Here is a 20,670-nt window from a genome sequence, read left to right on the forward strand (position 1 = left end):
GACGGGAAACCTCACACAGCCGGGCTCACTCGTGACGCCCGCCGTCGAGGACGACGAGATGGCGGATCCGGCGCACGCGGCCGAGCGCAGAAATGGTCTCCGGAGGATCGAATTCCGCCGGAACGAGCGAGGGAACGTCGATCGCCGGTCGGTTCTTCAGGAACATCGGCTCCTTCTCGGGATCTATCACCCGGATCGTATCGAGGAGCGCATCGGTCAGCGGATCGGCGCCAAGCCAGAACGGCTTGTCGGCGGTGCTGACGATGCCGAGGCAGCGCGGGTTCTGTGCGCCCCCGTCCAGCGGCAGCGCTAGGAGCTCGAATTTGTTGGAACGGCCGTTGCGGCTGAACCCCTCATAGGTCATGAGCAGAACCGATTTCTGGTCGAAAACGCCCTGCATGAGTCGCGACACAAGCCGCTGATCCTTCTCGCGCCAGAGCGAAGGGAAGGAGAACCCCTTGAGCTCCCGGCCATAATAGGCGCAGAGCCGCGTGCCGGCGAGCCGGAACACCGCCTCGCCGCGCGTGTCGCGCTCCAGGATGAAGGTGTCGGCCAGAAGCGACTTGATGTCGGCCGGCTCCACCTCCGATCGCTTCGGGGCGAGGCGACCATCCCGCAGCTGGTTCCAATATTGGAACAGTGCGATTGATCCTTTTTCTTTCATGTCCATTCCGCTCCGCACAATCTGTCTTTTGATGTCCCATCGGCGAACAGACAGGGCGCCCTCCGATGACCTTCATGCGGTGCGGAGCAGGATGCGTGCCAGTATCGTTAACGTTTGTTCACGCTTCGGGGTCGTTAAGGTTAACAAGTGGTTTACATTGCGTGCCGCCGAGGCCTGTGACACATCAAAACCACTCCAAAACGGTCGTTCCTGCAGCGATCGGCAGCACTTCAGTCACGAGTTTATGGGGAGCAGGGGACTCGACCGGCCGTTCAGGGAAATCCTGGACGGCCTTCTTTTTTGATTCGCTCCGTTCTGATTCGCTCCTTGTTCTGATCTGGGCTGTGGCGATTAGCCGTTTGTGATTCGAAAGGGCGTGATCTACATGCTCGCCGAAAGCCCTAAGCCCCAGACCCGCAAAGGCGCATGAGCGAGCCTGCAAGCCCCACCGAAACCGAACCGACGCCGGACGAGGCTTCCGAGCCGCGCCGCCGCGAACCCGTGTTCAACCTGCCGCCGGTCGTGCTCGCCGTGATCGGCATATGCGCGGTCGTCTATCTGCTGCAGCAATACGTGCTGAACGAAGCGCAGCAAATGACGCTGCTCTACGACGGTGCCTTCATTCCGGTGCTGTACACCGGCCAGTACGGCTTCGACTGGTTCCTGTTCACGCGTCCGTTCACTTATGCGTTCATGCATGGGGGCATTGCCCATATCGCCATCAACATGATCTGGCTTGCAGCCTTCGGTTCGCCGCTCGCCAATCGTCTCGGCGCGCTGCGTTTCGCGATGTTCTACGCCGTGACAGGGCTGGCTTCGGTCGTTCTGTTCTGGGCGCTGCATCCCTATGGCGAGGCACCGCTCGTCGGTGCCTCGGGTGCCATCTCCGGCATGATGGGCGCGGCTGCGCGCTATGGGTTCCGCGTCGACCGCTCGTCAGGCAGCGCGGCCTTCGCCGGCGAGCCGCTGCCGATCGCATCCGTGCTGCGCTCGCGCGGCGTCATGACCTTTCTTGGCGTTTGGATGGTGATCAATCTGGCCACGGGCCTGCTTGGCTTCGCGCCGGGCATCGATGGTCAGATCGCCTGGGAAGCCCATATCGGCGGCTTCGTCGCCGGCTTTTTCGGGTTGCGTTTTTTCGACCGTCCGATGGCTGCCGCCTAGAGCATGATCCCGAAAAGTGGGAACCGGCTTTCGGAGAAGATCATGCTCCAACAAGAGATAGATCAGGATGGCGATTCAACGAAACGCCGTCCTGATCTAGTCCTTAGGCGCACTTGAAATGCAACCAATCACGGCGCACGATGTTGCCCAAGCACCCAGTGTCTTCCTAAGGGCGCCGGGGCTCAAATGCCGGTCAGGGCGGGAGCCGGCGTCAAAGGCAGTGGAGGACGCCATGACGGTTAAGGCAATTCTTGAAAGCAAGGGCCATGACGTGTTCACGCTCGGGCCCAATGAAAAACTCAGCGAGGCCATTCGCATGCTGGCCGAGCACAGGATCGGCGCGCTCGTCATCACCAATGGCGATCGCAAGATCGTCGGCATTCTCTCGGAACGCGATATCGTCAGGGTGGTGGCCAAGGAGGGCGCCGCCGCGCTCGACATCGCCGTGCGCTCGGCGATGACGCCGAAGGTCAAGATCTGCAATGAAAACCACACGGTCAACGAGGTCATGGAGATCATGACGCGAGGCCGCTTCCGCCATCTGCCGGTGGAAAAGGGCGGCCAGCTTGATGGCATCGTCTCCATCGGCGACGTGGTCAAGCGCCGCATCGAGGATGTCGAGCGCGAAGCCGAAGAGATCAGGGCCTACATCGCCACGGCCTGAAGCAAACCGAAAGGTGCCGCCGGCGTTTCGGCCGGCGGTATTGGGCATTAGCGGTTGTCGAGTTCGGCGCTCACGAGCTCAAGCCCGCGTCGGGTGTCCATTGGAGAATTCCCAGGAAAACAACAAAAACCAGCGCCGCGAGACATCGCGGCACGGGGTTTCAGGTTTTTCTGCCCTGTCTCGCTCAGGAGGTCAGGGCTTCACCGGGACTGAGCGTAGGTGGACATCCATTCTCCATTGGAATGGGTGTCCACTAGGCGAAGGCGGCGGAAAAGGCGAGCGTGCGGGCTTTGCGCTTGTCTCGCAAGGCGGTTTGCACTAGCGAAGTTGCGCACCCAAAATGTGCATTAATGCATCTCGGTGTGCATTAATGCCTCTCAATGAGTGCATTAATGCAACTCCGAGAATTCAAAGTCCGTAGGCCTCCATGAGCATCATCGATACCCGCACCCCCGACGCAAAACGGCTGATCCCGGGCGCCACCGGCGACTGGGAGATCATCATCGGGCTCGAAGTGCATGCACAAGTGATCTCGGAAGCGAAACTCTTCTCCGGCGCCTCGACGTCGTTCGGCGCGTCCCCCAACGCCAATGTCAGCCTTGTCGACGCGGCGATGCCCGGCATGCTGCCGGTCATCAACGAGGAATGCGTCAAGCAGGCGATCCGCACCGGGCTCGGCCTGAAAGCTGCGATCAACCACAAGTCGGTTTTCGACCGGAAGAACTATTTCTATCCGGACCTGCCGCAGGGCTACCAGATCTCGCAGTTCAAGCAGCCGATCGTCGGCGAGGGAAAGGTGATCGTCTCCGTCGGGCCCGACCGCCAAGGCGAATTCGAGGATATCGAGGTCGGCATCGAGCGCCTGCATCTGGAACAGGATGCCGGCAAGTCGATGCATGACCAGCATGCGACCATGTCCTATGTCGACCTCAACCGCTCCGGTGTGGCGCTGATGGAGATCGTCTCCAAGCCTGACATCCGCTCGGCCGACGAAGCCAAGGCCTACGTCACCAAGCTGCGCTCGATCATGCGCTATCTTGGCACCTGCGACGGCAACATGGACGAAGGCTCGCTGCGCGCCGACGTCAACGTCTCGGTGCGCCGTCCGGGCGGCGAGTTCGGCACGCGCTGCGAGATCAAGAACATGAACTCGATCCGCTTCATCGGCCAGGCCATCGAATATGAGGCGCGTCGCCAGATCGCCATTCTGGAGGACGGCGGCAAGATCGACCAGGAGACGCGCCTGTTCGACGCCGTCAAGGGCGAGACACGTTCGATGCGTTCCAAGGAAGAAGCGCATGACTACCGCTATTTCCCCGATCCTGACCTTTTGCCGCTGGAATTCGACCAGGCCTATGTCGATGCGCTCGCCAGGAACCTGCCGGAGTTGCCCGACGACAAGAAGGCGCGGTTGGTCGATGCGCTCGGCCTCTCGGCCTATGACGCCTCGGTCCTGGTATCGGAAAAGCCGGTCGCCGATTATTTCGAGAAGGTGGCGGCAGGGCGCGACGGCAAGCTCGCCGCCAACTGGGTCATCAACGATCTCCTGGGCCAGCTGAACAAAGCCGGCAAGGACATTGAAAATGCTCCGGTTTCGCCCGAGCAGCTCGGCGCTGTTCTCGACCTGATCAAGGAAGGCACGATCTCCGGCAAGATAGCCAAGGATCTGTTCGAGATCGTCTGGAACGAGGGCGGCGATCCGCGCCAGCATGTCGAGAGCCGCGGCATGAAGCAGGTCACCGACACCGGCGCCATCGAGAAGGCGGTCGACGAGGTGATCGCCGCCAATCCGGACAAGGCCGAGCAGGCGCGCGCCAAGCCCACCATGGCCGGCTGGTTCGTCGGGCAGGTGATGAAGGCGACCGGCGGCAAGGCCAACCCGCAGGCGGTCAACGATCTCGTCAAGACCAAGCTCGGCATCGAATAACGGTGTTTGTCCGCACCGCCAGCGACCGCGACATTGCGGCTATCCGGGCACTGCTGGCCGAGACCTGGCATGCGACCTACGACGCCATCCATGGCGCCGAGCGGATCGATCGAACCATCGCGCTTTGGTGTTCGCCGGAAAGGTTGAAAGCACGCATCGAGCGGCCGGATGCGGAGTTCCTGGTCGCCGACGATGGCAAGCGCATCGGCGGCGTCGCCTATGCGGAGAGCGCTGACCAAGGCGCTTTGATCGATCTGGAGCTGCTTCATGTCGCGCCGGACCTGCAGGGTCGGGGGATTGGCGGCATGCTGCTGGACGAAGTGATGGAGAGCTTCCCCGAAGCGCGCGCGGTCCGCGTCGAGGTGGCGGAAGCGAACAAGCGCGCCGTCGCCTTCTATATGGCGAACGGTTTCGTCCAGGTCGGCCGCGCCGACAATCGCGGGGCTGCGCAGTCCGGCATCGCATCGCTGCGCCTTGAGCGGCCGCTGATCGCCTGATCGCTCGACGCCGCCGCAATTGCTTCACGTTGCTGCGAGCGGCGCGCCCAATGCCAGCTTTCATTTGACGGCCGAAAGCCCGGCGGCAATGCTGCGGCAGCCGACGCGCCTGCGACAGTCCGGTCGACCGGCAGCACGGTGGTGAGGGGGGATTGCCATGCCGAGCTTGCCGGAACTGATGCCGACCGAGGTGTCGGACGAGACGTTTGGCGGCGTGACCTATCACGTCGTCGGCGAACTGGTGCCCGTGCTGTCGGTCGATGTGACCAACATGCCGGTCTATTTCGAACACCACATCCTTTTGTGGAAGAACACCACGATCACCATCGGCCTGAAATCGCTGAAGGGCGCGCTGAAGCGCATGATCGCGGGGATGCAGATCTTCGTCACCGAGGCGTCCGGGCCGGGCGTCATCGCCTTCAGCCGCGACGGGCCGGGCCATATCGTGCCGATCCATCTTCGGCGCGGCGAGGAGATACAGGTGCGTGAGCATCAGTTCTTGGCCGCGACCGCCAGCGTCGACTACACGTTCGAGCGCGTCCGCGGCCTTGGAACGATGCTATTCGGCCAGAGCGGCTTCTTCATCGACCGTTTCCGCGGCGAGACAGGCGACGGCATCGTCTGGCTGCATGGCTACGGCAATGTCTTCGAGAAGGTGCTGGCGCCCGGCGAGACCATCGACATCGAGCCAGGCGGCTGGCTGTTCAAGGACGCATCGGTGAAGATGGATACAAGGATCGACCGCCTTTCCAGCGGCTTCTTCGGCGCCGCCATGAATTTCGTCGTCAACCGCTTCACCGGACCGGGCCGCGTCGGCATCCAGTCGATGTATCTGCACATGCCGTCGGAAGAGTGACGCCGGGCCTGATCGAACGAAAGTCCGATCACTCGGAGGGAATTTCCACATTGTCGATCAGCCGCGTCGTGCCGAGCCAGGTCGCCGCCAGCAGGCGGCCGTCACGGTCCCGCTGCCAGGGCTCGAGCGTGACACTCGCGCGGGCGGCGACATACTCGACCTTTTGGAAACCCGCGGAGACCAGGGCCTTCGCGGCGGCGTCGGTGACGCCGGCTTCATCCGCGCCGGTTGAAAGCGCCGCCGCCGTGCGGCGCAGGATCACGTTGAGCTTGCGAGCGATGTCGAGCTCGGCCTCGCCCAGATAGGCGTTGCGCGACGACATGGCGAGGCCATGAGCATCGCGCACGGTCGGTGCGCCGACGATCTCGACGGGCAGGTCGAGATCGCGGCAGAGCTGCCTGACGACGCAGAGCTGCTGGTAGTCCTTCTCGCCGAACACGGCGCAATCGGGCGCCGCCTGCAGAAAGAGCTTGGCCACCACGGTCGCGACGCCGTCGAAGAAACTCGGCCTGAAATCGGTCTCCAGGCCGCGGGAGGGGCCTCCGACCGAGATTTTCGTGGCGAAGCCGAAGGGATACATCTCGCTCACGTTTGGCGTGAAGGCGAGATGCGCGCCCGCATCCCGCAACCGGTCGAGATCCCGCGCCAACTGGCGCGGGTATTTGTCGAGATCTTCCGTCGGCGCGAACTGCGTCGGATTGACGAAGATCGAGACAACGCAGCGCTGGGCCCGTTCGAGCGCGATCCTGACCAGCGAGATATGACCGTCGTGCAGCGCGCCCATGGTTGGCACCATGGCCACCTTGAGGCCGGCCTGCCGCCAGTCCCGGACCTGCGCGCGAAGGGCGGTGACGCTGTCGACGACGATCGGCGCGTTCATGTCTTGTCCTTGCCGGATGCCGTCGTGAAGACGTGGTCGGGGCCGGGGAAGGCGCGGCTCCGCACCTCGGCTGCGTAGCGCGCCGCCGCATCCGCTATCGCGCTGCGCAAGTCGGCGTATTCCTTGACGAATTTCGGTACGCGATCGACGGTCAGGCCGACCATGTCGTCGATCACCAGGATCTGGCCGTCGCAGTCGGCGCTGGCGCCGATGCCGATGGTCGGTATTGAAATGTGATGGGTAAGCTTCGCGGCCACGGCCTCCATCGTGCCTTCGATGACGACCGAGAAGGCGCCGGCTTGTTCCACCGCCTCGGCATCGCTGAGCAGCGCGGCGATATTGTCCTCCGTCCGGCCCTTGATCCTGTAGCCGCCGTCCTTCTCCACCGATTGCGGTTGCAGGCCGATGTGGCCCATGACCGGTATTCCCTCGGCGGCGATCGCGGCGATCCGTGAGGCCATGTCGACGCCGCCCTCGAGCTTCACGGCCTGGCAGGCTGTCTCCCCGACGATCCGCCTTGCCGACGCCGCGGCCTGCGCCGGCGAGGCCTCATAGCTGCCCGCCGGCATGTCGACCACGACGCAGGCCTTGGCCGAGCCGCGCATCACGGCCTGGCCGTGCGCGATCATCATCTCCAGCGTGGCGCCGAGCGTTGTGGTGTGGCCATGTAGGACCATGGCGACGCTGTCGCCGACCAGCAGCAGATCGACATGGGGATCGAGCAGGCGGGCGACGGGATAGGTGTAGGCGGTAAGGCAGACGATCGGCACGCCGCCCTTGCGGCGGCGAATGTCTTCGGCGCTGATCCGGCTGTCGGCGGACGGATCCCGGGTCAATCGTCACCTCCCTCAAGGCGCGCCCGAAACGGGCGGGCCGAGCTTTAGAAAGACAGGCGGCGCTTGGCAAGCCGCGTTGCCGCCGGCGGCACAACTGCATCGATTTAATGCATGTCGCCAAAGGTGCGGAGCGATTTGGGACGCCGATATGCATCAAGACAAGGACGCACGAAGCATTTACGTGGGGAGATGGCAAAACCCTTGCCTTCGCGCTGGCGTGACGCCATAAGCAGGGAAAAGGCGCAGCCGCTGCCGCCGCGAGGATGTGGATGAAAACTTTCCTGCTGCAGTTCTTTACCTGGTGGAACAGCCAGACGCTCGGCACCCGCTTCCACACCTGGCGCTTCGGCAAGAGGGTCGGCGAGGACGAAGCCGGCAACGTCTACTATGAGGGCGGCATCGATTCGGAAGGCCGCACCCGCCGCTGGGTCATCTATCGCGATTATTCGGAAGCCTCGAAGATCCCGCCGGGCTGGCATGGCTGGATCCACCATCGCGTCGATACACCTCCATCGAGCGAGAGCTACAAGGCTCGCGAGTGGCAGAAGGAGCATCGGCCGAACTTGACCGGAACGCCCGGCGCCTATCGTCCGCAGGGTTCCATCCTGACCAACCAGCATCGCCCGCAGGTGACCGGCGACTACGACGCCTGGACGCCGGGGTCGTAATTCCTCGGATCGCAATCCAAGACGCCGCTCCGGTCCGTTATCGCCACAATTGGCATTTAGCTGCTTGCTGACTGCGCAGCCATGACTAGCCTTGGGCGTTGAGAGAATCACCCGGGCGCAACCACCGGTATTTTGCATGAGCTCTTTCGGCCACATCTCAAGGGCGCTGATCGCGGCGATGTCCGTTCTGCTTGCCCCGACGGCGGCGTTCGCCGCCGCGCAGGCGCCGGCCGCGGCACCCGCGGCCTCCGATCGCGTCACCAATCCGGTGGCCGAATTCGCCGGCATCGACAAGATCACCGGCCGCATCATCACCTTCGACGTCTATATCGACGAAACCGTGCAGTTCGGCGCTTTGCAGGTGACGCCGCGCGTCTGCTATTCGCGGCCGGATACAGAGCAGCCGAAGACCGATTCCTTCGTCGAGGTCGACGAGATCACGCTCGACCGCAAGATCCGCCGCATCTTCACCGGCTGGATGTTTGCCGAGAGCCCGGGCCTCAACGCCGTCGAGCACGCCGTCTATGACGTCTGGCTCAAGGGTTGCAAGCGGAAGTCGGACGTGCCGCCGCCGACCGCGGCCAAGGCCGACACGGCCAAGCCGAAGACCGAAGCCGCCAAGCCCAAGGCTCCGGCGCAACCGGCCGACGCCGCATCCGAGCCGGCTGACGCGGCGCCGGCCCCGGACGATACCACCGACACGAACTGATCTCGGAACCTGCCCGCCCTTTGGCCGTTCAAATCGGCAAGGCGAGGAGGATTCCGCGATGACTGTCACGAAAACAATCACCGCCAACAAGCAGGAACTTCTCGATATCGAGAAGGGTTTTTGGTCAGGTGATTCTGCCTACTATGAAGCCAATGCCGATGTGGAGTGCCTGGTGGCGTTCCCGCAGATGGCGCAGGCGATGACCAATGCCGATCTCGCAAAGACCGCCGCCAAGCCCAACAGATGGCGCGACATGGACATCAAGTTGAAGGGTATGGTCGAGCCCGGCAGCGACATCGTCATGCTGACTTACGAGGCGCGCGCGACGCGCGAGAACGGCGAATCCTATGCCGCTCTGGTCAGCAGCGGCTATGTCCATCGCGCCGACGGCTGGAAGATGATGTTCCATGCGCAGACGCCGATCGAGGCGGCAGAGCGAACTCAAGGATAAAAGACGGCCTCGCCCTTCAGCGCTTCGGCGAGCAGCTTCTCATACTGGCCGCGCGGCACGTCGACGGCGCCGAAGCGCTTCAAATGCTCAGTGGTGAACTGCGTGTCGAGCAGCGCGAAGCCGCGCGCCTTCAGCCGCTCGACGAGATGGTAGAGGCAGGTCTTCGAAGCGTCGGTCTCCCTGGCGAACATGCTTTCGCCGAAGAACACGCGCCCGAGCGAGACACCGTAGAGGCCGCCGACCAGGCGTTCCTCGCGCCATGCCTCGACCGAATGGCAGTGGCCCAGGCGATAGAGATCGACATAGGCCTCGCGGATCGGCGCATTGATCCAGGTCGAGCGGCGCTCCTCGCGCTTTTCGGCGCAGCCGTCGATCGTCGCCTCGAAATCGAAGTCGTAGCGGATCTCGAACGGATGCTTGCGGATCGTCTTTTTCAGGCTGCGCGGCGTGTGGAACCCGTCCAGCGGAATGATGCCGCGCGTTTCCGGCCGCACCCAGAACACCTCGGGGTCGTTGGCGCTCTCGGCCATCGGGAAGACTCCCGAGGCATAGGCCCTGAGCAGCAGGTCGGTCGGAATGCGATAGCCTGGCGCGTAGGGGCGGGTCATCGCATCCCCGTGCTATTCACCCTTGGCCAGGTATTTTTCCAGCCAGTGGATGTCGTAGTCGCCATTGGCGATGTCGGGATTGCCGACAAGGTCGCGGAACAGCGGCAGCGTCGTCTTGATGCCGTCGACGACGAATTCGTCGAGCGCGCGCCGCAGCCGCATCATGCATTCGACGCGGTTGCGCCCATGCACGATCAGCTTGCCGATCAGGCTGTCGTAATAGGGCGGGATCTTGTAGCCGGAATAGACGCCGGAATCGACGCGGATGCCGAGGCCGCCGGGCGTGTGGAAATGCGTGATCGTGCCGGGCGAAGGCGTGAAGGTGCGCGGGTCCTCGGCGTTGATGCGGCACTCGATGGCATGGCCGTTGAACTTGATGTCTTCCTGCCTGACCGACAGCCCGCCACCCGAGGCGACTCGGATCTGCTCGTGCACAAGGTCGATGCCGGTGATCGCTTCGGTGACCGGATGCTCGACCTGCAGTCGCGTGTTCATCTCGATGAAGTAGAATTCGCCATTCTCGTAGAGGAATTCGATCGTGCCGGCGCCCGAATAGCCGAGATCGGCGATGGCCTTGGCGCAGATACCACCGATGCGCGAACGCTCCTCGGCATTGAGCGCGGGTGAATTGGCTTCCTCCCAGACCTTCTGGTGGCGCCGCTGCAACGAGCAGTCGCGCTCGCCGAAATGTACGCCGCCGCCGGCGCCGTCGCCGAACACCTGCACCTCGATATGGCGCGGCTTCTCCAGGTATTTCTCGATATAGACGGCGTCGTCGCCGAAGGCCGCGCCCGCTTCCGACTTGGCCGTCTGCAAGGCGACTTCGAGGTCCGCCTCGGTGTGGGCCACCTTCATGCCGCGACCGCCGCCGCCGGCGGAGGCCTTGATGATCACCGGATAGCCGATCTCGGCGGCGACGCGCTTGGCTTCCTTCTCGTCGCTGATCGCGCCGTCGGAGCCGGGCACCACTGGTATCCCGAGGCGCCTTGCCGTGCGCTTGGCCTCGATCTTGTCGCCCATGATGCGGATATGGTCGCCCGACGGGCCGATGAAGGTGATGTTGTGGGCCGCCAGGATGTCGGCGAACTTGGCATTCTCCGACAGGAAGCCGTAGCCCGGATGCACGGCGTCGGCGCCGGTGATCTCGCAGGCGGCGACGATCTGGTGGATGTTGAGATAGCTTTCGCGCGACGGCGGCGGGCCGATGCAGACGCTCTCGTCGGCAAGCCGAACATGCATGGCGTCGGAATCCGCGGTCGAGTGGACCACCACCGTCTGGATGCCGAGCTCCTTGCAGGCGCGCAGCACCCGGAGCGCGATTTCGCCGCGATTGGCGATGAGGATCTTCTGGAACATCTCTTGGTTGTTCCCGGCGCTACTCAAGGACCACCAGCGGCATGCCGTATTCGACCGGCTGGGCATCCTCGATGAGGATCGCCGTCACCGTGCCGGCCCGCGGCGAGGGGATCTGGTTCATCGTCTTCATCGCTTCGATGATGAGCAGCGTCTGGCCTTCCTTGACCTTCTGGCCGATCTCGATGAACGCCTTGGCGTCGGGCGAGGGTGCCAGATAGGCGGTGCCGACCATCGGCGAGGGCACTGCGTTCTTGGACACATCGGCGGTCGCGGTTGCCGTTGCGGGCTGAGCCGCTGCCGCGGCAACAGGAGCAACCGCGGCAAGCGGCGCGGCGACGGCGTGGGCGGCCTGCGTTTGGCGCGACACGCGCACCTTGAGGTCGCCGAGTTCGACCTCGATCTCGGTCAGATTGGTGTCGTTCAGAATGCCCGCCAGATCGCGGATCAGCTGCTGGTCAACACCGGTCTTTTTTATCGACATTTTCGAGCCTTCTGTTTGGGAGCCGGTCACAGGCGAGCCGCCAGTGCCTGCAGCGCGAGCGTGTAGCCGAGCGGCCCGAACCCGCAGATCATGCCGACAGCGACCGGCGCGACCATGGAGACGTGGCGGAAGGGCTCCCGCGCGTGGATGTTGGAAAGATGGACTTCCGCGACGGGCAGCGGCGCTGCGGCGCGGATGGCGTCGTGGATGGCGATCGATGTGTGGCTGTAGGCGCCGGGATTGATGACGATGCCTGCCGCCTTCTCGCTGGCTTCCTGGATCCAGTCGACCAGATCGCCCTCATGGTTGGATTGGCGAAAATCGATCTCGAGCCCGAGCGCGGCGCCGGCCGCCTTGCAGTCCTCGGCGATGGCCGCAAGCGTCTTGCCGCCATAGATCCCCGGTTCGCGCTTGCCGAGCGCATTGAGATTGGGACCGTTGAGGACGAAAATCGTTTTCAATATGCCGACCTTGTTCTGCGCCGACCCCAAGCCGGCGCACTGGGCCTCTATAATGGGCATAACCGCCCGCGAAAAGAGCGCAAGTGCGTTCTTTCGCTGTCCACAGCGGCCGGCTTTTGCACCGCGGGCGCCTAGAGCGCGCTCTTTGCCTCTTCGATCTTTTCCGCCAGAACCTGCTGGCCGAGCGCTCCGAAGATCACCTCGTTGCCGACCACATAGGACGGCGTGCCGGTGATCGACAGTTTCGTCGCAAGGTCATAGGTGCGCGAGAGCGTTTCGGCGATGCGTGAATCCTTCATCTTCTCGCGCAACGCCGCCTCGTCGGCGCCGAGCGAAAGCGCCACCTTGATCGCGGTCGCTTCGGTGGCGCGGCCCTGGCCGCCGAGCAGCGCGGTGTGGAACTCGCTATATTTCTCCGGATGCATCAGGTGGAACGCCATGGAGACGACGCTGGCCTTCTGCGAATCCGGGCTGAGGATCGGGAACTCCTTGAGCACGAAGCGCAGGTCCGGGTCGGACTTGGTCAGCGCCTGCATGTCCTCGATGGCGCGTTTGCAGAAGCCGCAATTGTAATCGTAGAACTCGACGATCGTGACCTTGCCCTTCGGATTGCCGACGACGCCGTCGAAGGTGGAGTTGAATATCTCGTCCTTGGAGTCCTTGATCACGCCAAGTGCCGCGAGCCGCTGCTCTTCCTTCTGCTTGGCCTCGAGCGCGTCCTGCACCTCGAGCAGAACTTCCGGGTTCTTCAGGAGGTAATCGCGGATGATGCCTTCGACCTCTTTGCGATCGATCTTGGTGTCGGTGGAAGCCTTGGTGTCGGTCGAGGACGTGACCTGAGCCAGTTGCACGGTGTCGGCCCTCGCGGCCTGCGGGTTTCCCGCCACGAAGCCGAAGGCCAACATCCCGAGCGCCACAGCCAGACCGCCAGCGCTGCCAAGCAGGATTGCCTTGTTCATGATTGTCGATCCTTTTGCCTTTTCCGGTCCGCCTTGGTCGCCGCCAACGTCCGGGAGGTTCATTTGAGTTTGTTCGATGGCGTGTAGTTTATAATATCCTGCGCGCGGACCCATCGGGGTTCGCCGGGCTTCAATTTCTGTTGAGCACGCATGGCGAAGATCTTAGCGTTTTTATAGTCGCCCGCATAATAGTGGCCCTCGGCGGTGGCGAGATCGGCAGCCGGAATCTCGCCGAGTTCGCCATATGCCTGCGCCAGAAAGCGATAAGCGTCGGCATTTTCCTTGTCCCGCCCGACGCCATTGTTGAGCTGGACCACTGCCTTCTGGGTCGAATCGGGCGTTCCCACCGCCATCAGCGCCTGGCCGAGCGAGACCAGCAGCAGGCCGGAGCGCGCTGGATCGAGGCTGACCGCCTTGGCATAGGCGTCCGCCGCATCCTTCGACTTGTTGGCCTTCATCAGGATATCGCCGCGCAATTCATGGAAATAGGGGTTCTTCGGTTGTTCCTTGATCAGCGCCGCCGTCTTGGTGAGCGCGGCACCCGGATTGCCGTAGAGATAGGTCTGCTGCGCGTCGCCGTAGCGCGCGGCGAGGCTGGTCGGGTTCTTGCGCATCAGCCGCGCGACGGCTGCCTGGCCCTGCATATAGGCGGCGATCTTGATGCGCATCATGTCATGCCGCTGCTGCAGCGACGCCGGGTCGACAACGTTGACGAACGGGCTCTGCTTGACGAGCACTTCGAGGTTGGCGATGCGCTGCTGCGGCATCGGATGGCTGATCCGGTAGGGGTCGACATGGGTGCCGGCGAGCGACAGCGCGTTCTGGAAGCGGCCGAAGGTCTTCAGCATGCCCAGGCCGGATTGGCCGGTGGCGTTGAGATAGGTGATCGCCGAACGGTCGGCGGTGATTTCTTCGGTGCGCTGATAGGCGAGGATCGAGCGCTGCGCCATCTCGCCGCCGCCGGCGGCGACGCCCATGCCGGCGCCGGCAAGGCCGCGGCTGTTGGTAGTGGCGCCGGCCACCATGGCGCCGGCGCCGAGCAGCGTGGCGATGATGGCCATGGTCTTGGCGCGATCGAGCTGGTCGCGCAATTTCTGCTGGTGGCCGCCGGCGATGTGGCCGGCCTCATGCGCGATGACGCCGATGATCTCGTTCGGCGTTTCGGCGGTCACCAGCGCGCCGGTGTTGATGAACAGCCGCCGTCCGGTAACGAAGGCATTGAAGCTCTGGTCGTTGACCAGGACGATGTCGATGCCGTCACTGGCAAGCCCCGCCGCCTTGAAGATCGGCCGGGCATAGTCGCGCACCAGCGCCTCGATCTCGGCGTCACGCACCACAGGCACGCCTTGCGCAAAGGCGCTGACAGAGCTCGAGACGGCGACCGCGGCGGCTAGCAGAAGCGTCGCGAGGCCGCGCGCGGTTCGGCTGAGGGAGGTCGATTCGCCAATCGATGGTCGGGGTCGGCTCAACATAAGGTCCACTTGGTAGACGAGCGGGCGAAAGATGAAAAGTCGGCGCCGGTAACTTCCTGCGCGCTTGTGATCCCCACATCAATCGGGCATTTGTGCGGCGCTGCCCTCGAACCGGGGCGGTTCAAGAGCGGTCCAGGACGGCTTCCGCCCAGGAATTTCGCCGGATAATGGCAGTTGGAAGAGATCAAATGGTAGTTTCGCTTTCGCGCCGGGGTGAAGTCGAGCCCTTCCACGCCATGGACATCCTGGCCGAAGCCAACCGGCTGAAGGCCACCGGAGTGCCCGTGGTGTCGATGGCCGTCGGCCAGCCATCGGATCCCGCGCCGGTCGGCGTCCGCGAGGCGGCGGCCGCGGCCCTGCGGCATGGCCGCATCGGCTACACCGACGCCTTGGGTCTCGCCGATCTGCGCAAGGCGATCGCGGCGCATTATGGCGAGCACTATGGGATCGACGTCGCGCCGTCGCGCATTGCCGTCACGACCGGCTCGTCCGCCGCCTTCAACCTCGCTTTCCTGGCCATGTTCGATCCGGGCGATCGCGTCGCCATCGCCGCGCCCGGCTATCCGGCCTACCGCAACATCATGGCCGCGCTCGGCATCGAGATCGTCGAGATCGAGCTCGGCGCGGATGCCTATCTGCATGCCGAGCACCTCAAGGCCGCGCATCGCGACAAGCCGCTGAAGGGCGTGCTGTTTGCCAGCCCTGCCAATCCGACCGGCGCGGTCATTCCGGCGGATGAACTTGCGGCGCTGGTGAAGACGGCCGAGGAACTCGGCATCGCGGTGATCTCGGACGAAATCTATCACCGGCTGGCCTACGCGGCGCCAGATGTCACCGCGCTGGCGCGCGGCGCCGGTGTCACCGTGATCAATTCCTTCTCGAAATATTATTGCATGACCGGCTGGCGCGTCGGCTGGATGGTCTTGCCGGAAGACCTGGTGCGGCCGATCGAGCGTATCGCCCAGAGCCTCTATATCTCGCCGCCGGAATTGTCGCAGGTCGCGGCGATCGAAGCCTTCAAGGCGACCGAAGAGCTGGAAAAGGTCAAGGCGCGCTATGCCTGGAACCGCGACCTTCTGATGAAACGGCTGCCGGAACTCGGCTTCGCACTCGCCGCGCCGATGGACGGCGCCTTCTATGCCTTCTGCGATGTCACCCGCCACACCAACGACAGCATGGCTTTTGCGCGCAAGATGCTGGCCGAAGCCCATGTCGCGGCGACGCCTGGCCGTGATTTCGACCCGCTGCAGGGCCATCGCACCATGCGCTTTTCCTATGCCGGCAGCCATGACGAGATGGTCGAGGCGCTGGCACGCATCGAACGCTGGCTGAAATAAAAGCCATGCCGGAACTCGAGCAGGCCCTGGCCGAGGTGGCCGCCGAAATGGCGCAGCGTACCGATCGCGGCGAGGTGGCGACCTACATCCCGCAGCTCGGCAAGGTCGACCCGAAGAAATTCGGCATCGCCGCCGTGACCAATGAAGGCCGCGTCATCCTTGCCGGTGATGCCGATCAACCCTTTTCGATCCAGAGCGTCTCGAAAGTCTTCACGCTCACGCTGGCGCTTGGCAAGGTCGGCGATGCGCTATGGCATCGCGTCGGCCGCGAGCCGTCCGGCAACCCGTTCAACTCGATCGTCCAGCTCGAACACGAGAACGGCATCCCGCGCAATCCGTTCATCAATGCCGGCGCCATCGTCGTCTCCGACGTCCTGCTCGCCGGCCATCAGCCGCGCGAGGCGATAGGCGAAATCCTGCGCTTCATCCAGTTCCTCGCCGATGACGATACGATCATCATCGACCGCGAGGTGGCGGCATCCGAGCGCGCCACCGGCTACCGCAACTTCGCCCTGGCCAACTACATGAAATCCTTCGGCAATCTCCATCACGAACCGGAGCTGGCGCTGGGTGTCTATTTCCACCATTGCGCGATTGCCGTGAGCTGCCGTCAGCTTGCCATGGCCGGCCGGTTTCTGGCCAATGGCGGCAGGAACCCGGCGACCGGGCATTCGGTCGTCTCGGCCGAACGGGCACGCCGCATCGGCGCGCTGATGCTGACCTGCGGCCACTATGACGGTTCCGGCGACTTTGCCTTCCGCGTCGGCATTCCCGGCAAAAGCGGTGTCGGTGGCGGCATTCTCGGCATCGTGCCAGGGGTTGCTTCGCTGGCGGTGTGGTCGCCCGGACTCAACGAGAACGGCAACTCCAGGCTCGGCTCCATCGCCATGGAGAAGCTCGCCCGGATGATGAACTGGTCGATCTTCGCGCCGTAAAGCAGCAAAGTGCTGGCGGTTTTCCACCTGGACCCAATGCTGAAAAGGGCTGTCGGCGAAATGAAAAATCCCGCGCCGGATGCGGCGCGGGATTCTTTCGAAAGATCAGCCTAACGACCTTAAAAGCTTAGAAAAAGCCTTTGCGCTGCCACCAGCCGCCGCGCTTCGGCTTGTCCTCGGCCTTGGCTTCGTCGCTTACATTCGACGACACGACGGGAACAACCGGCGCGTCGACTGACTGTGGCTTGCGCCGCGTCGGGTGGGCGCCGGCGGCAGGCTCCGCCTCGGACGCCGCAGCTGCCACGGGCTCCGGCTCGGCAGCCACGGACGCGACCTGGGCCTCGGCCACAGGTTCGGACACCGTCTCGGCCGCGGCTTCCTCGGCCACCTTCTTGGCCCTCGAACGGCGGGGCTTCTTCGGCTTTTCGATCGCCTCGGCATCGTCATTAGCCGCCGCAGGAGCGGCAGGTTCTTCCGCGGGAACGGCTATTGCCGGTTCGCTTACGGCGTCCTGGCCCTCAACCGACTCACCCTCGATATCGCCGACAGTTTCGCCGGCAACGGCGTCTGAAGCTTCGTCCTCACGGCGGCTGCGCTTGCCACCGCGCTTCCCGCGACGGCGCTTCTTTCCGGAACCGTCGTCGGCAGCGGCCGCCGCGGCCTCGTCGCCGGCGATCACCTCCTCGGTGGTCTCTTCCGTTGCATCATCGTCACCGGCTTCGCCGACTTCCATCGGCGCCGCCGCGGCGTCCCCGTTGTGCTCGCGGTCGCGATCCCTGCCGCCGCGCCGCCGCCGACGCTTGCGACGCTTGCGATCACGGCCGTCGCCATCCTCGGATCGCTGCTGATGCTGGCCCTGCTGCGCGTGGCGCGGCTGTTCGGCCTGGACCGAGACTTCCTCTTCCTCTTCCTCGACGACGATCTCGTCCTCGGGCTCTTCCGGCTCGACATAGGCCGGCAGGCTGCGCACCTCGACAAAGCCTTCCGGCTTCTCGGCAACGGCGCCGCGGAAGATCGCGTAGTGCTGAGTGCCGAGCGTCTCGTCAGCCTCGATCGTGATCGTCAGGCCGAAGCGGGCTTCGAGCTCCACCAGGTTGGCGCGCTTGTGGTTAAGCACATAGAGCGCGGTCGCCGCCGGTGTGCGCACGATGATGTGGCTGCGCGAATCCTTGAGCAGGAATTCCTCGATCGCCCGCACGACCATCAGCGCCACGGAGGAATCGGAGCGCACATGGCCCGTGCCGCCGCAATGCGGGCAAGGCTTCATGGTCGATTCCAGCACGCTGGCGCGGATGCGCTGGCGCGACATTTCCATCAGGCCGAAGTGTGAGATGCGGCCGACCTGAATACGGGCGCGGTCGTTCTTGAGGTGATCCTTCAGCCGCTTCTCGACGGAGCGATTGTTGCGGTTCTCCTCCATGTCGATGAAGTCGATGACGATCAGGCCGGCAAGGTCGCGCAATCGCAACTGCCGCGCCACTTCCTCTGCCGCTTCCAGATTGGTGTGGAGCGCGGTCTCCTCGATCGAATGCTCCTTGGTGGAGCGGCCGGAGTTGACGTCGATCGCAACCAGCGCCTCGGTCTGGTTGATGATGATGTAGCCGCCGCTCTTCAGCGTCACCTGCGGCTGCAGCATGCGGTCGAGCTGCGCCTCGATGCCGTTGCGCACGAAGATCGGCGTGGTGTCGCGGAATGGCTGAACCACCTTGGCGTGGCTCGGCATCAGCATGCGCATGAAATCCTTGGCCTCGCGGTAGCCGTCTTCGCCGGAGACAAGGATCTCGTCGATGTCCTTGTTGTAGAGGTCGCGCACCGAACGCTTGATCAGGCTGCCTTCCTCATAGACCAGGGCAGGGGCCGAGGACTGCAGCGTCAGGTTGCGGACGTTTTCCCAAAGCCGCATCAGATACTCGTAGTCGCGCTTGATCTCCGCCTTGGTGCGGCTTTCGCCGGCGGTGCGCAGGATGACGCCCATGCCCTGCGGCACGTCGAGATCGGTCACGACCTCCTTCAGCCGCTTGCGGTCCTGGGCGTTGGTGATCTTGCGCGAGATGCCGCCGCCGCGCGCCGTGTTCGGCATCAGCACCGAATAACGGCCGGCAAGCGACAGATAGGTGGTGAGCGCCGCGCCCTTGTTGCCGCGCTCTTCCTTGACCACCTGCACCAAAAGGATCTGGCGGCGCTTGATGACTTCCTGGATCTTGTATTGGCGACGCACCGGCTTGCGGCGGTTGCGGATTTCCTCGAGCGCGTCCTCGGCGCCGACCGATTCGACCTCGTGCTCCTCCGAGTGCGCGGCCGAGACGTCCTCCAGCATGCCGCGATCATTGTCGCTGGCGGCGGCTTCGCCGCTCTGCTCGGGCTGATCCGCCTGCGGGACCGCCTCGGAAATCACATCTGCTTCGATGCTGGCGGCAATCGAGGTCGGACCACCTTCGGATGGCTTGCCATCCTCATCGTCCGTGGCGTCATCTCCGCCAGCTTCGCCGGAGGGTCCTTCAGCCGCTTCCGATACGGCCTCGACGGCCTCGGAGACTGCTCCGGCACTTTCTGCCGGGGTATCGGCGGTCTCGCCGCCGGCTTCCTCGCCCCCGGCAACCTCGGCGGCGGTTTCGTCAGCTATAGCCTCGACCGTGCTTTCCTCGTTCTCCGAGGAAGCGTGCTTGTGCTCGCCGCGGTCGCGGTTCTTGCCGCCGCGCCGGCGGTTGCGCCGGCCGCCGCGATCGCGCGCCTGCTGTTCTTCGCCGTTCTCGGCCTCCTCGTCGTCTTCGTCCGCGGCCTCCTGCGCCTCGGCGCGCAGCAGGGCCTGACGGTCGGCGACCGGGATTTGGTAATAATCGGGATGAATTTCACTGAAGGCGAGAAAACCGTGACGGTTGCCGCCATATTCGACAAAGGCTGCCTGGAGGGAAGGTTCGACGCGGGTTACGCGGGCGAGGTAGATGTTTCCTTTGAGCTGCTTTTTGTCCTGGGATTCAAAGTCGAATTCTTCGATGCGGTTACCGCGAACGACAACAACGCGTGTTTCCTCCGGGTGGGAGGCGTCTATCAGCATCTTGTTGGGCATTATTTTGTTTCCTGTCGGCAGCCGACAGCCGCAGCTGGCGTGGCAATGCCCGCCGCTGTGCGCCTGTATCTGTGTGCATGCCGGATAATTGAACGTCCGCCGGCCGCCGCTTGAGCGCAATGGCGGTGCCGCCCGCAGCCATTATGGCGCGGTTCGATGCGGACCTTTCCATGATTGCGCTTGAAGCCATCGGCACCCAGCAGAACCTTTTGAACCAAAGCCCGGGCTGAGCCGGACCAGCTTGTTTGCTCATAAAGAGCCGGCGCGGGACCAACCCGGCCGTTTTCCTCACGCAAGCGATTCCCCGCCACGAGGGCACGCCTGCGAAAATCGTCGCGACCACCTGAGCCTGGAAGGGTAAAGGAGCCGCCTTTGCATCCAACCTTTGGCAGGAAACTGCTGAGGCGAGCAGTTCCAGGATTGCAGTGATCCAACGTCGCTTTTATGATTTGGCGGGATGGAAGGCAACCCCGATTTCGGATGCCGGCAAAAAGCGCTTCCCCCGGGGAAGATGCCTTCTTCCCGCTCCATGAAAGGCTTGGTTAACCTTCTCTGAATACCAATCGTTAATCGAGTTGGCGGCCTTACAGGCACTCTGCGAGAAAACCGGGCGCAATGCGTCAAACCGGGAGCGACGGATAAGAGATGGGACCGGCGGGCGCCGCAGACAAGAGGGGT

General features: G+C 63.8%; 20 protein-coding genes. 10 read left to right on the forward strand and 10 right to left on the reverse strand.

What is annotated here, in order from left to right:
• Positions 1–25: 25 nt before the first annotated feature.
• The gene (locus tag FJ957_RS05890) at positions 26–664 is read right to left on the reverse strand and encodes a PAS domain-containing protein (RefSeq protein ID WP_140829633.1); all 639 of its coding nucleotides are present in this window, start codon (positions 662–664) and stop codon (positions 26–28) included.
• A gap of 426 nt (positions 665–1,090) precedes the next feature.
• On the opposite strand from FJ957_RS05890, the gene FJ957_RS05895 reads away from it, so the two are divergent.
• From FJ957_RS05895 to FJ957_RS05915, 5 genes are all read left to right on the forward strand, one after another.
• Positions 1,091–1,828, forward strand: coding sequence for a rhomboid family intramembrane serine protease (locus FJ957_RS05895; RefSeq protein WP_140829635.1), 738 nt, complete (start codon positions 1,091–1,093; stop codon positions 1,826–1,828).
• A gap of 232 nt (positions 1,829–2,060) precedes the next feature.
• Complete coding sequence (locus FJ957_RS05900) at positions 2,061–2,492, forward strand: CBS domain-containing protein (protein WP_140541349.1); 432 nt, start codon at positions 2,061–2,063, stop codon at positions 2,490–2,492.
• A 427-nt stretch (positions 2,493–2,919) separates the two neighbouring features.
• On the forward strand, positions 2,920–4,419 hold the full coding sequence (gatB, locus tag FJ957_RS05905) for an Asp-tRNA(Asn)/Glu-tRNA(Gln) amidotransferase subunit GatB (RefSeq protein WP_140829637.1): 1,500 nt from the start codon (positions 2,920–2,922) through the stop codon (positions 4,417–4,419).
• A 2-nt stretch (positions 4,420–4,421) separates the two neighbouring features.
• The gene (locus tag FJ957_RS05910; protein WP_140829639.1) at positions 4,422–4,916 is read left to right on the forward strand and encodes a GNAT family N-acetyltransferase; all 495 of its coding nucleotides are present in this window, start codon (positions 4,422–4,424) and stop codon (positions 4,914–4,916) included.
• Positions 4,917–5,073: 157 nt separating this feature from the next.
• Positions 5,074–5,772 (forward strand): AIM24 family protein, encoded by a 699-nt coding sequence (locus FJ957_RS05915; protein WP_140829641.1) that lies wholly within the window; start codon positions 5,074–5,076, stop codon positions 5,770–5,772.
• Positions 5,773–5,800: 28 nt separating this feature from the next.
• Here the strand turns inward: FJ957_RS05915 and panC are convergent, their stop codons facing one another.
• Positions 5,801–6,652 carry a pantoate--beta-alanine ligase gene (gene panC / locus FJ957_RS05920; RefSeq protein WP_140829643.1) on the reverse strand — a complete coding sequence of 284 codons (852 nt, stop codon included), beginning with the start codon at positions 6,650–6,652 and terminating at the stop codon, positions 5,801–5,803.
• Entirely contained in the window at positions 6,649–7,488 is an 840-nt protein-coding gene (gene panB, locus FJ957_RS05925) for a 3-methyl-2-oxobutanoate hydroxymethyltransferase (protein WP_140829645.1), read from the reverse strand. The genes panC and panB overlap by 4 nt, the downstream gene beginning before the upstream one ends.
• Before the next feature lie 269 nt (positions 7,489–7,757).
• Here panB and FJ957_RS05930 point away from each other — a divergent pair, with 269 nt between their 5' ends.
• The 3 genes from FJ957_RS05930 (at position 7,758) to FJ957_RS05940 (ending at position 9,316) form a co-directional block, all read left to right on the forward strand.
• Entirely contained in the window at positions 7,758–8,156 is a 399-nt protein-coding gene (locus FJ957_RS05930; RefSeq protein WP_140678429.1) for an NADH:ubiquinone oxidoreductase subunit NDUFA12, read from the forward strand.
• A 178-nt stretch (positions 8,157–8,334) separates the two neighbouring features.
• A complete protein-coding gene (locus FJ957_RS05935) occupies positions 8,335–8,865 on the forward strand; it encodes a DUF2155 domain-containing protein (protein WP_140830836.1) in 531 nt (176 codons plus the stop codon).
• Between the two features lie 58 nt (positions 8,866–8,923).
• Positions 8,924–9,316 carry a hypothetical protein gene (locus FJ957_RS05940; RefSeq protein ID WP_140829647.1) on the forward strand — a complete coding sequence of 131 codons (393 nt, stop codon included), beginning with the start codon at positions 8,924–8,926 and terminating at the stop codon, positions 9,314–9,316.
• On the opposite strand, the gene aat is transcribed toward FJ957_RS05940, so the two are convergent.
• From aat to FJ957_RS05970, 6 genes are all read right to left on the reverse strand, one after another.
• On the reverse strand, positions 9,307–9,924 hold the full coding sequence (aat, locus tag FJ957_RS05945) for a leucyl/phenylalanyl-tRNA--protein transferase (RefSeq protein ID WP_140829649.1): 618 nt from the start codon (positions 9,922–9,924) through the stop codon (positions 9,307–9,309). The genes FJ957_RS05940 and aat overlap by 10 nt on opposite strands.
• Positions 9,925–9,936: 12 nt before the next feature.
• The gene (gene accC, locus FJ957_RS05950) at positions 9,937–11,280 is read right to left on the reverse strand and encodes an acetyl-CoA carboxylase biotin carboxylase subunit (protein ID WP_140829651.1); all 1,344 of its coding nucleotides are present in this window, start codon (positions 11,278–11,280) and stop codon (positions 9,937–9,939) included.
• A gap of 19 nt (positions 11,281–11,299) precedes the next feature.
• A complete protein-coding gene (gene accB, locus FJ957_RS05955) occupies positions 11,300–11,761 on the reverse strand; it encodes an acetyl-CoA carboxylase biotin carboxyl carrier protein (RefSeq protein ID WP_140829655.1) in 462 nt (153 codons plus the stop codon).
• A gap of 26 nt (positions 11,762–11,787) precedes the next feature.
• Positions 11,788–12,222, reverse strand: a complete 435-nt coding sequence (gene aroQ, locus FJ957_RS05960) for a type II 3-dehydroquinate dehydratase (RefSeq protein WP_095767887.1) — start codon at positions 12,220–12,222, stop codon at positions 11,788–11,790.
• 131 nt (positions 12,223–12,353) lie between these two features.
• On the reverse strand, positions 12,354–13,181 hold the full coding sequence (locus FJ957_RS05965; RefSeq protein ID WP_140829658.1) for a DsbA family protein: 828 nt from the start codon (positions 13,179–13,181) through the stop codon (positions 12,354–12,356).
• Positions 13,182–13,240: 59 nt separating this feature from the next.
• Positions 13,241–14,653 carry a M48 family metalloprotease gene (locus tag FJ957_RS05970; RefSeq protein WP_140829660.1) on the reverse strand — a complete coding sequence of 471 codons (1,413 nt, stop codon included), beginning with the start codon at positions 14,651–14,653 and terminating at the stop codon, positions 13,241–13,243.
• 188 nt (positions 14,654–14,841) lie between these two features.
• Here FJ957_RS05970 and FJ957_RS05975 point away from each other — a divergent pair, with 188 nt between their 5' ends.
• Both FJ957_RS05975 and FJ957_RS05980 read left to right on the forward strand, forming a co-directional pair.
• Positions 14,842–15,990, forward strand: coding sequence for an aminotransferase class I/II-fold pyridoxal phosphate-dependent enzyme (locus FJ957_RS05975; protein ID WP_140829662.1), 1,149 nt, complete (start codon positions 14,842–14,844; stop codon positions 15,988–15,990).
• 5 nt (positions 15,991–15,995) lie between these two features.
• The gene (locus tag FJ957_RS05980) at positions 15,996–16,925 is read left to right on the forward strand and encodes a glutaminase (protein WP_181180513.1); all 930 of its coding nucleotides are present in this window, start codon (positions 15,996–15,998) and stop codon (positions 16,923–16,925) included.
• Between the two features lie 127 nt (positions 16,926–17,052).
• Here the strand turns inward: FJ957_RS05980 and FJ957_RS05985 are convergent, their stop codons facing one another.
• Positions 17,053–19,992 (reverse strand): Rne/Rng family ribonuclease, encoded by a 2,940-nt coding sequence (locus FJ957_RS05985; protein WP_140829666.1) that lies wholly within the window; start codon positions 19,990–19,992, stop codon positions 17,053–17,055.
• Between the last annotated feature and the right edge of the window lie 678 nt (positions 19,993–20,670).

The sequence above is a fragment of the Mesorhizobium sp. B2-4-6 genome (assembly GCF_006442775.1).
Classification (GTDB): domain Bacteria; phylum Pseudomonadota; class Alphaproteobacteria; order Rhizobiales; family Rhizobiaceae; genus Mesorhizobium.

Bases quoted from the DNA above. Each gene is read 5' to 3' on its own strand.
- FJ957_RS05890 (WP_140829633.1), bottom strand. From the start codon at position 664: ATGAAAGAAAAAGGATCAATCGCACTGTTCCAATATTGGAACCAGCTG.
- FJ957_RS05895 (WP_140829635.1), top strand. From the start codon at position 1,091: ATGAGCGAGCCTGCAAGCCCCACCGAAACCGAACCGACGCCGGACGAG.
- FJ957_RS05900 (WP_140541349.1), top strand. From the start codon at position 2,061: ATGACGGTTAAGGCAATTCTTGAAAGCAAGGGCCATGACGTGTTCACG.
- gatB (WP_140829637.1), top strand. From the start codon at position 2,920: ATGAGCATCATCGATACCCGCACCCCCGACGCAAAACGGCTGATCCCG.
- FJ957_RS05915 (WP_140829641.1), top strand. From the start codon at position 5,074: ATGCCGAGCTTGCCGGAACTGATGCCGACCGAGGTGTCGGACGAGACG.
- panC (WP_140829643.1), bottom strand. From the start codon at position 6,652: ATGAACGCGCCGATCGTCGTCGACAGCGTCACCGCCCTTCGCGCGCAG.
- FJ957_RS05930 (WP_140678429.1), top strand. From the start codon at position 7,758: ATGAAAACTTTCCTGCTGCAGTTCTTTACCTGGTGGAACAGCCAGACG.
- FJ957_RS05935 (WP_140830836.1), top strand. From the start codon at position 8,335: ATGTCCGTTCTGCTTGCCCCGACGGCGGCGTTCGCCGCCGCGCAGGCG.
- FJ957_RS05940 (WP_140829647.1), top strand. From the start codon at position 8,924: ATGACTGTCACGAAAACAATCACCGCCAACAAGCAGGAACTTCTCGAT.
- aat (WP_140829649.1), bottom strand. From the start codon at position 9,924: ATGACCCGCCCCTACGCGCCAGGCTATCGCATTCCGACCGACCTGCTG.
- accC (WP_140829651.1), bottom strand. From the start codon at position 11,280: ATGTTCCAGAAGATCCTCATCGCCAATCGCGGCGAAATCGCGCTCCGG.
- accB (WP_140829655.1), bottom strand. From the start codon at position 11,761: ATGTCGATAAAAAAGACCGGTGTTGACCAGCAGCTGATCCGCGATCTG.
- FJ957_RS05965 (WP_140829658.1), bottom strand. From the start codon at position 13,181: ATGAACAAGGCAATCCTGCTTGGCAGCGCTGGCGGTCTGGCTGTGGCG.
- FJ957_RS05970 (WP_140829660.1), bottom strand. From the start codon at position 14,653: ATGTTGAGCCGACCCCGACCATCGATTGGCGAATCGACCTCCCTCAGC.
- FJ957_RS05975 (WP_140829662.1), top strand. From the start codon at position 14,842: ATGGTAGTTTCGCTTTCGCGCCGGGGTGAAGTCGAGCCCTTCCACGCC.
- FJ957_RS05980 (WP_181180513.1), top strand. From the start codon at position 15,996: ATGCCGGAACTCGAGCAGGCCCTGGCCGAGGTGGCCGCCGAAATGGCG.
- FJ957_RS05985 (WP_140829666.1), bottom strand. From the start codon at position 19,992: ATGCCCAACAAGATGCTGATAGACGCCTCCCACCCGGAGGAAACACGC.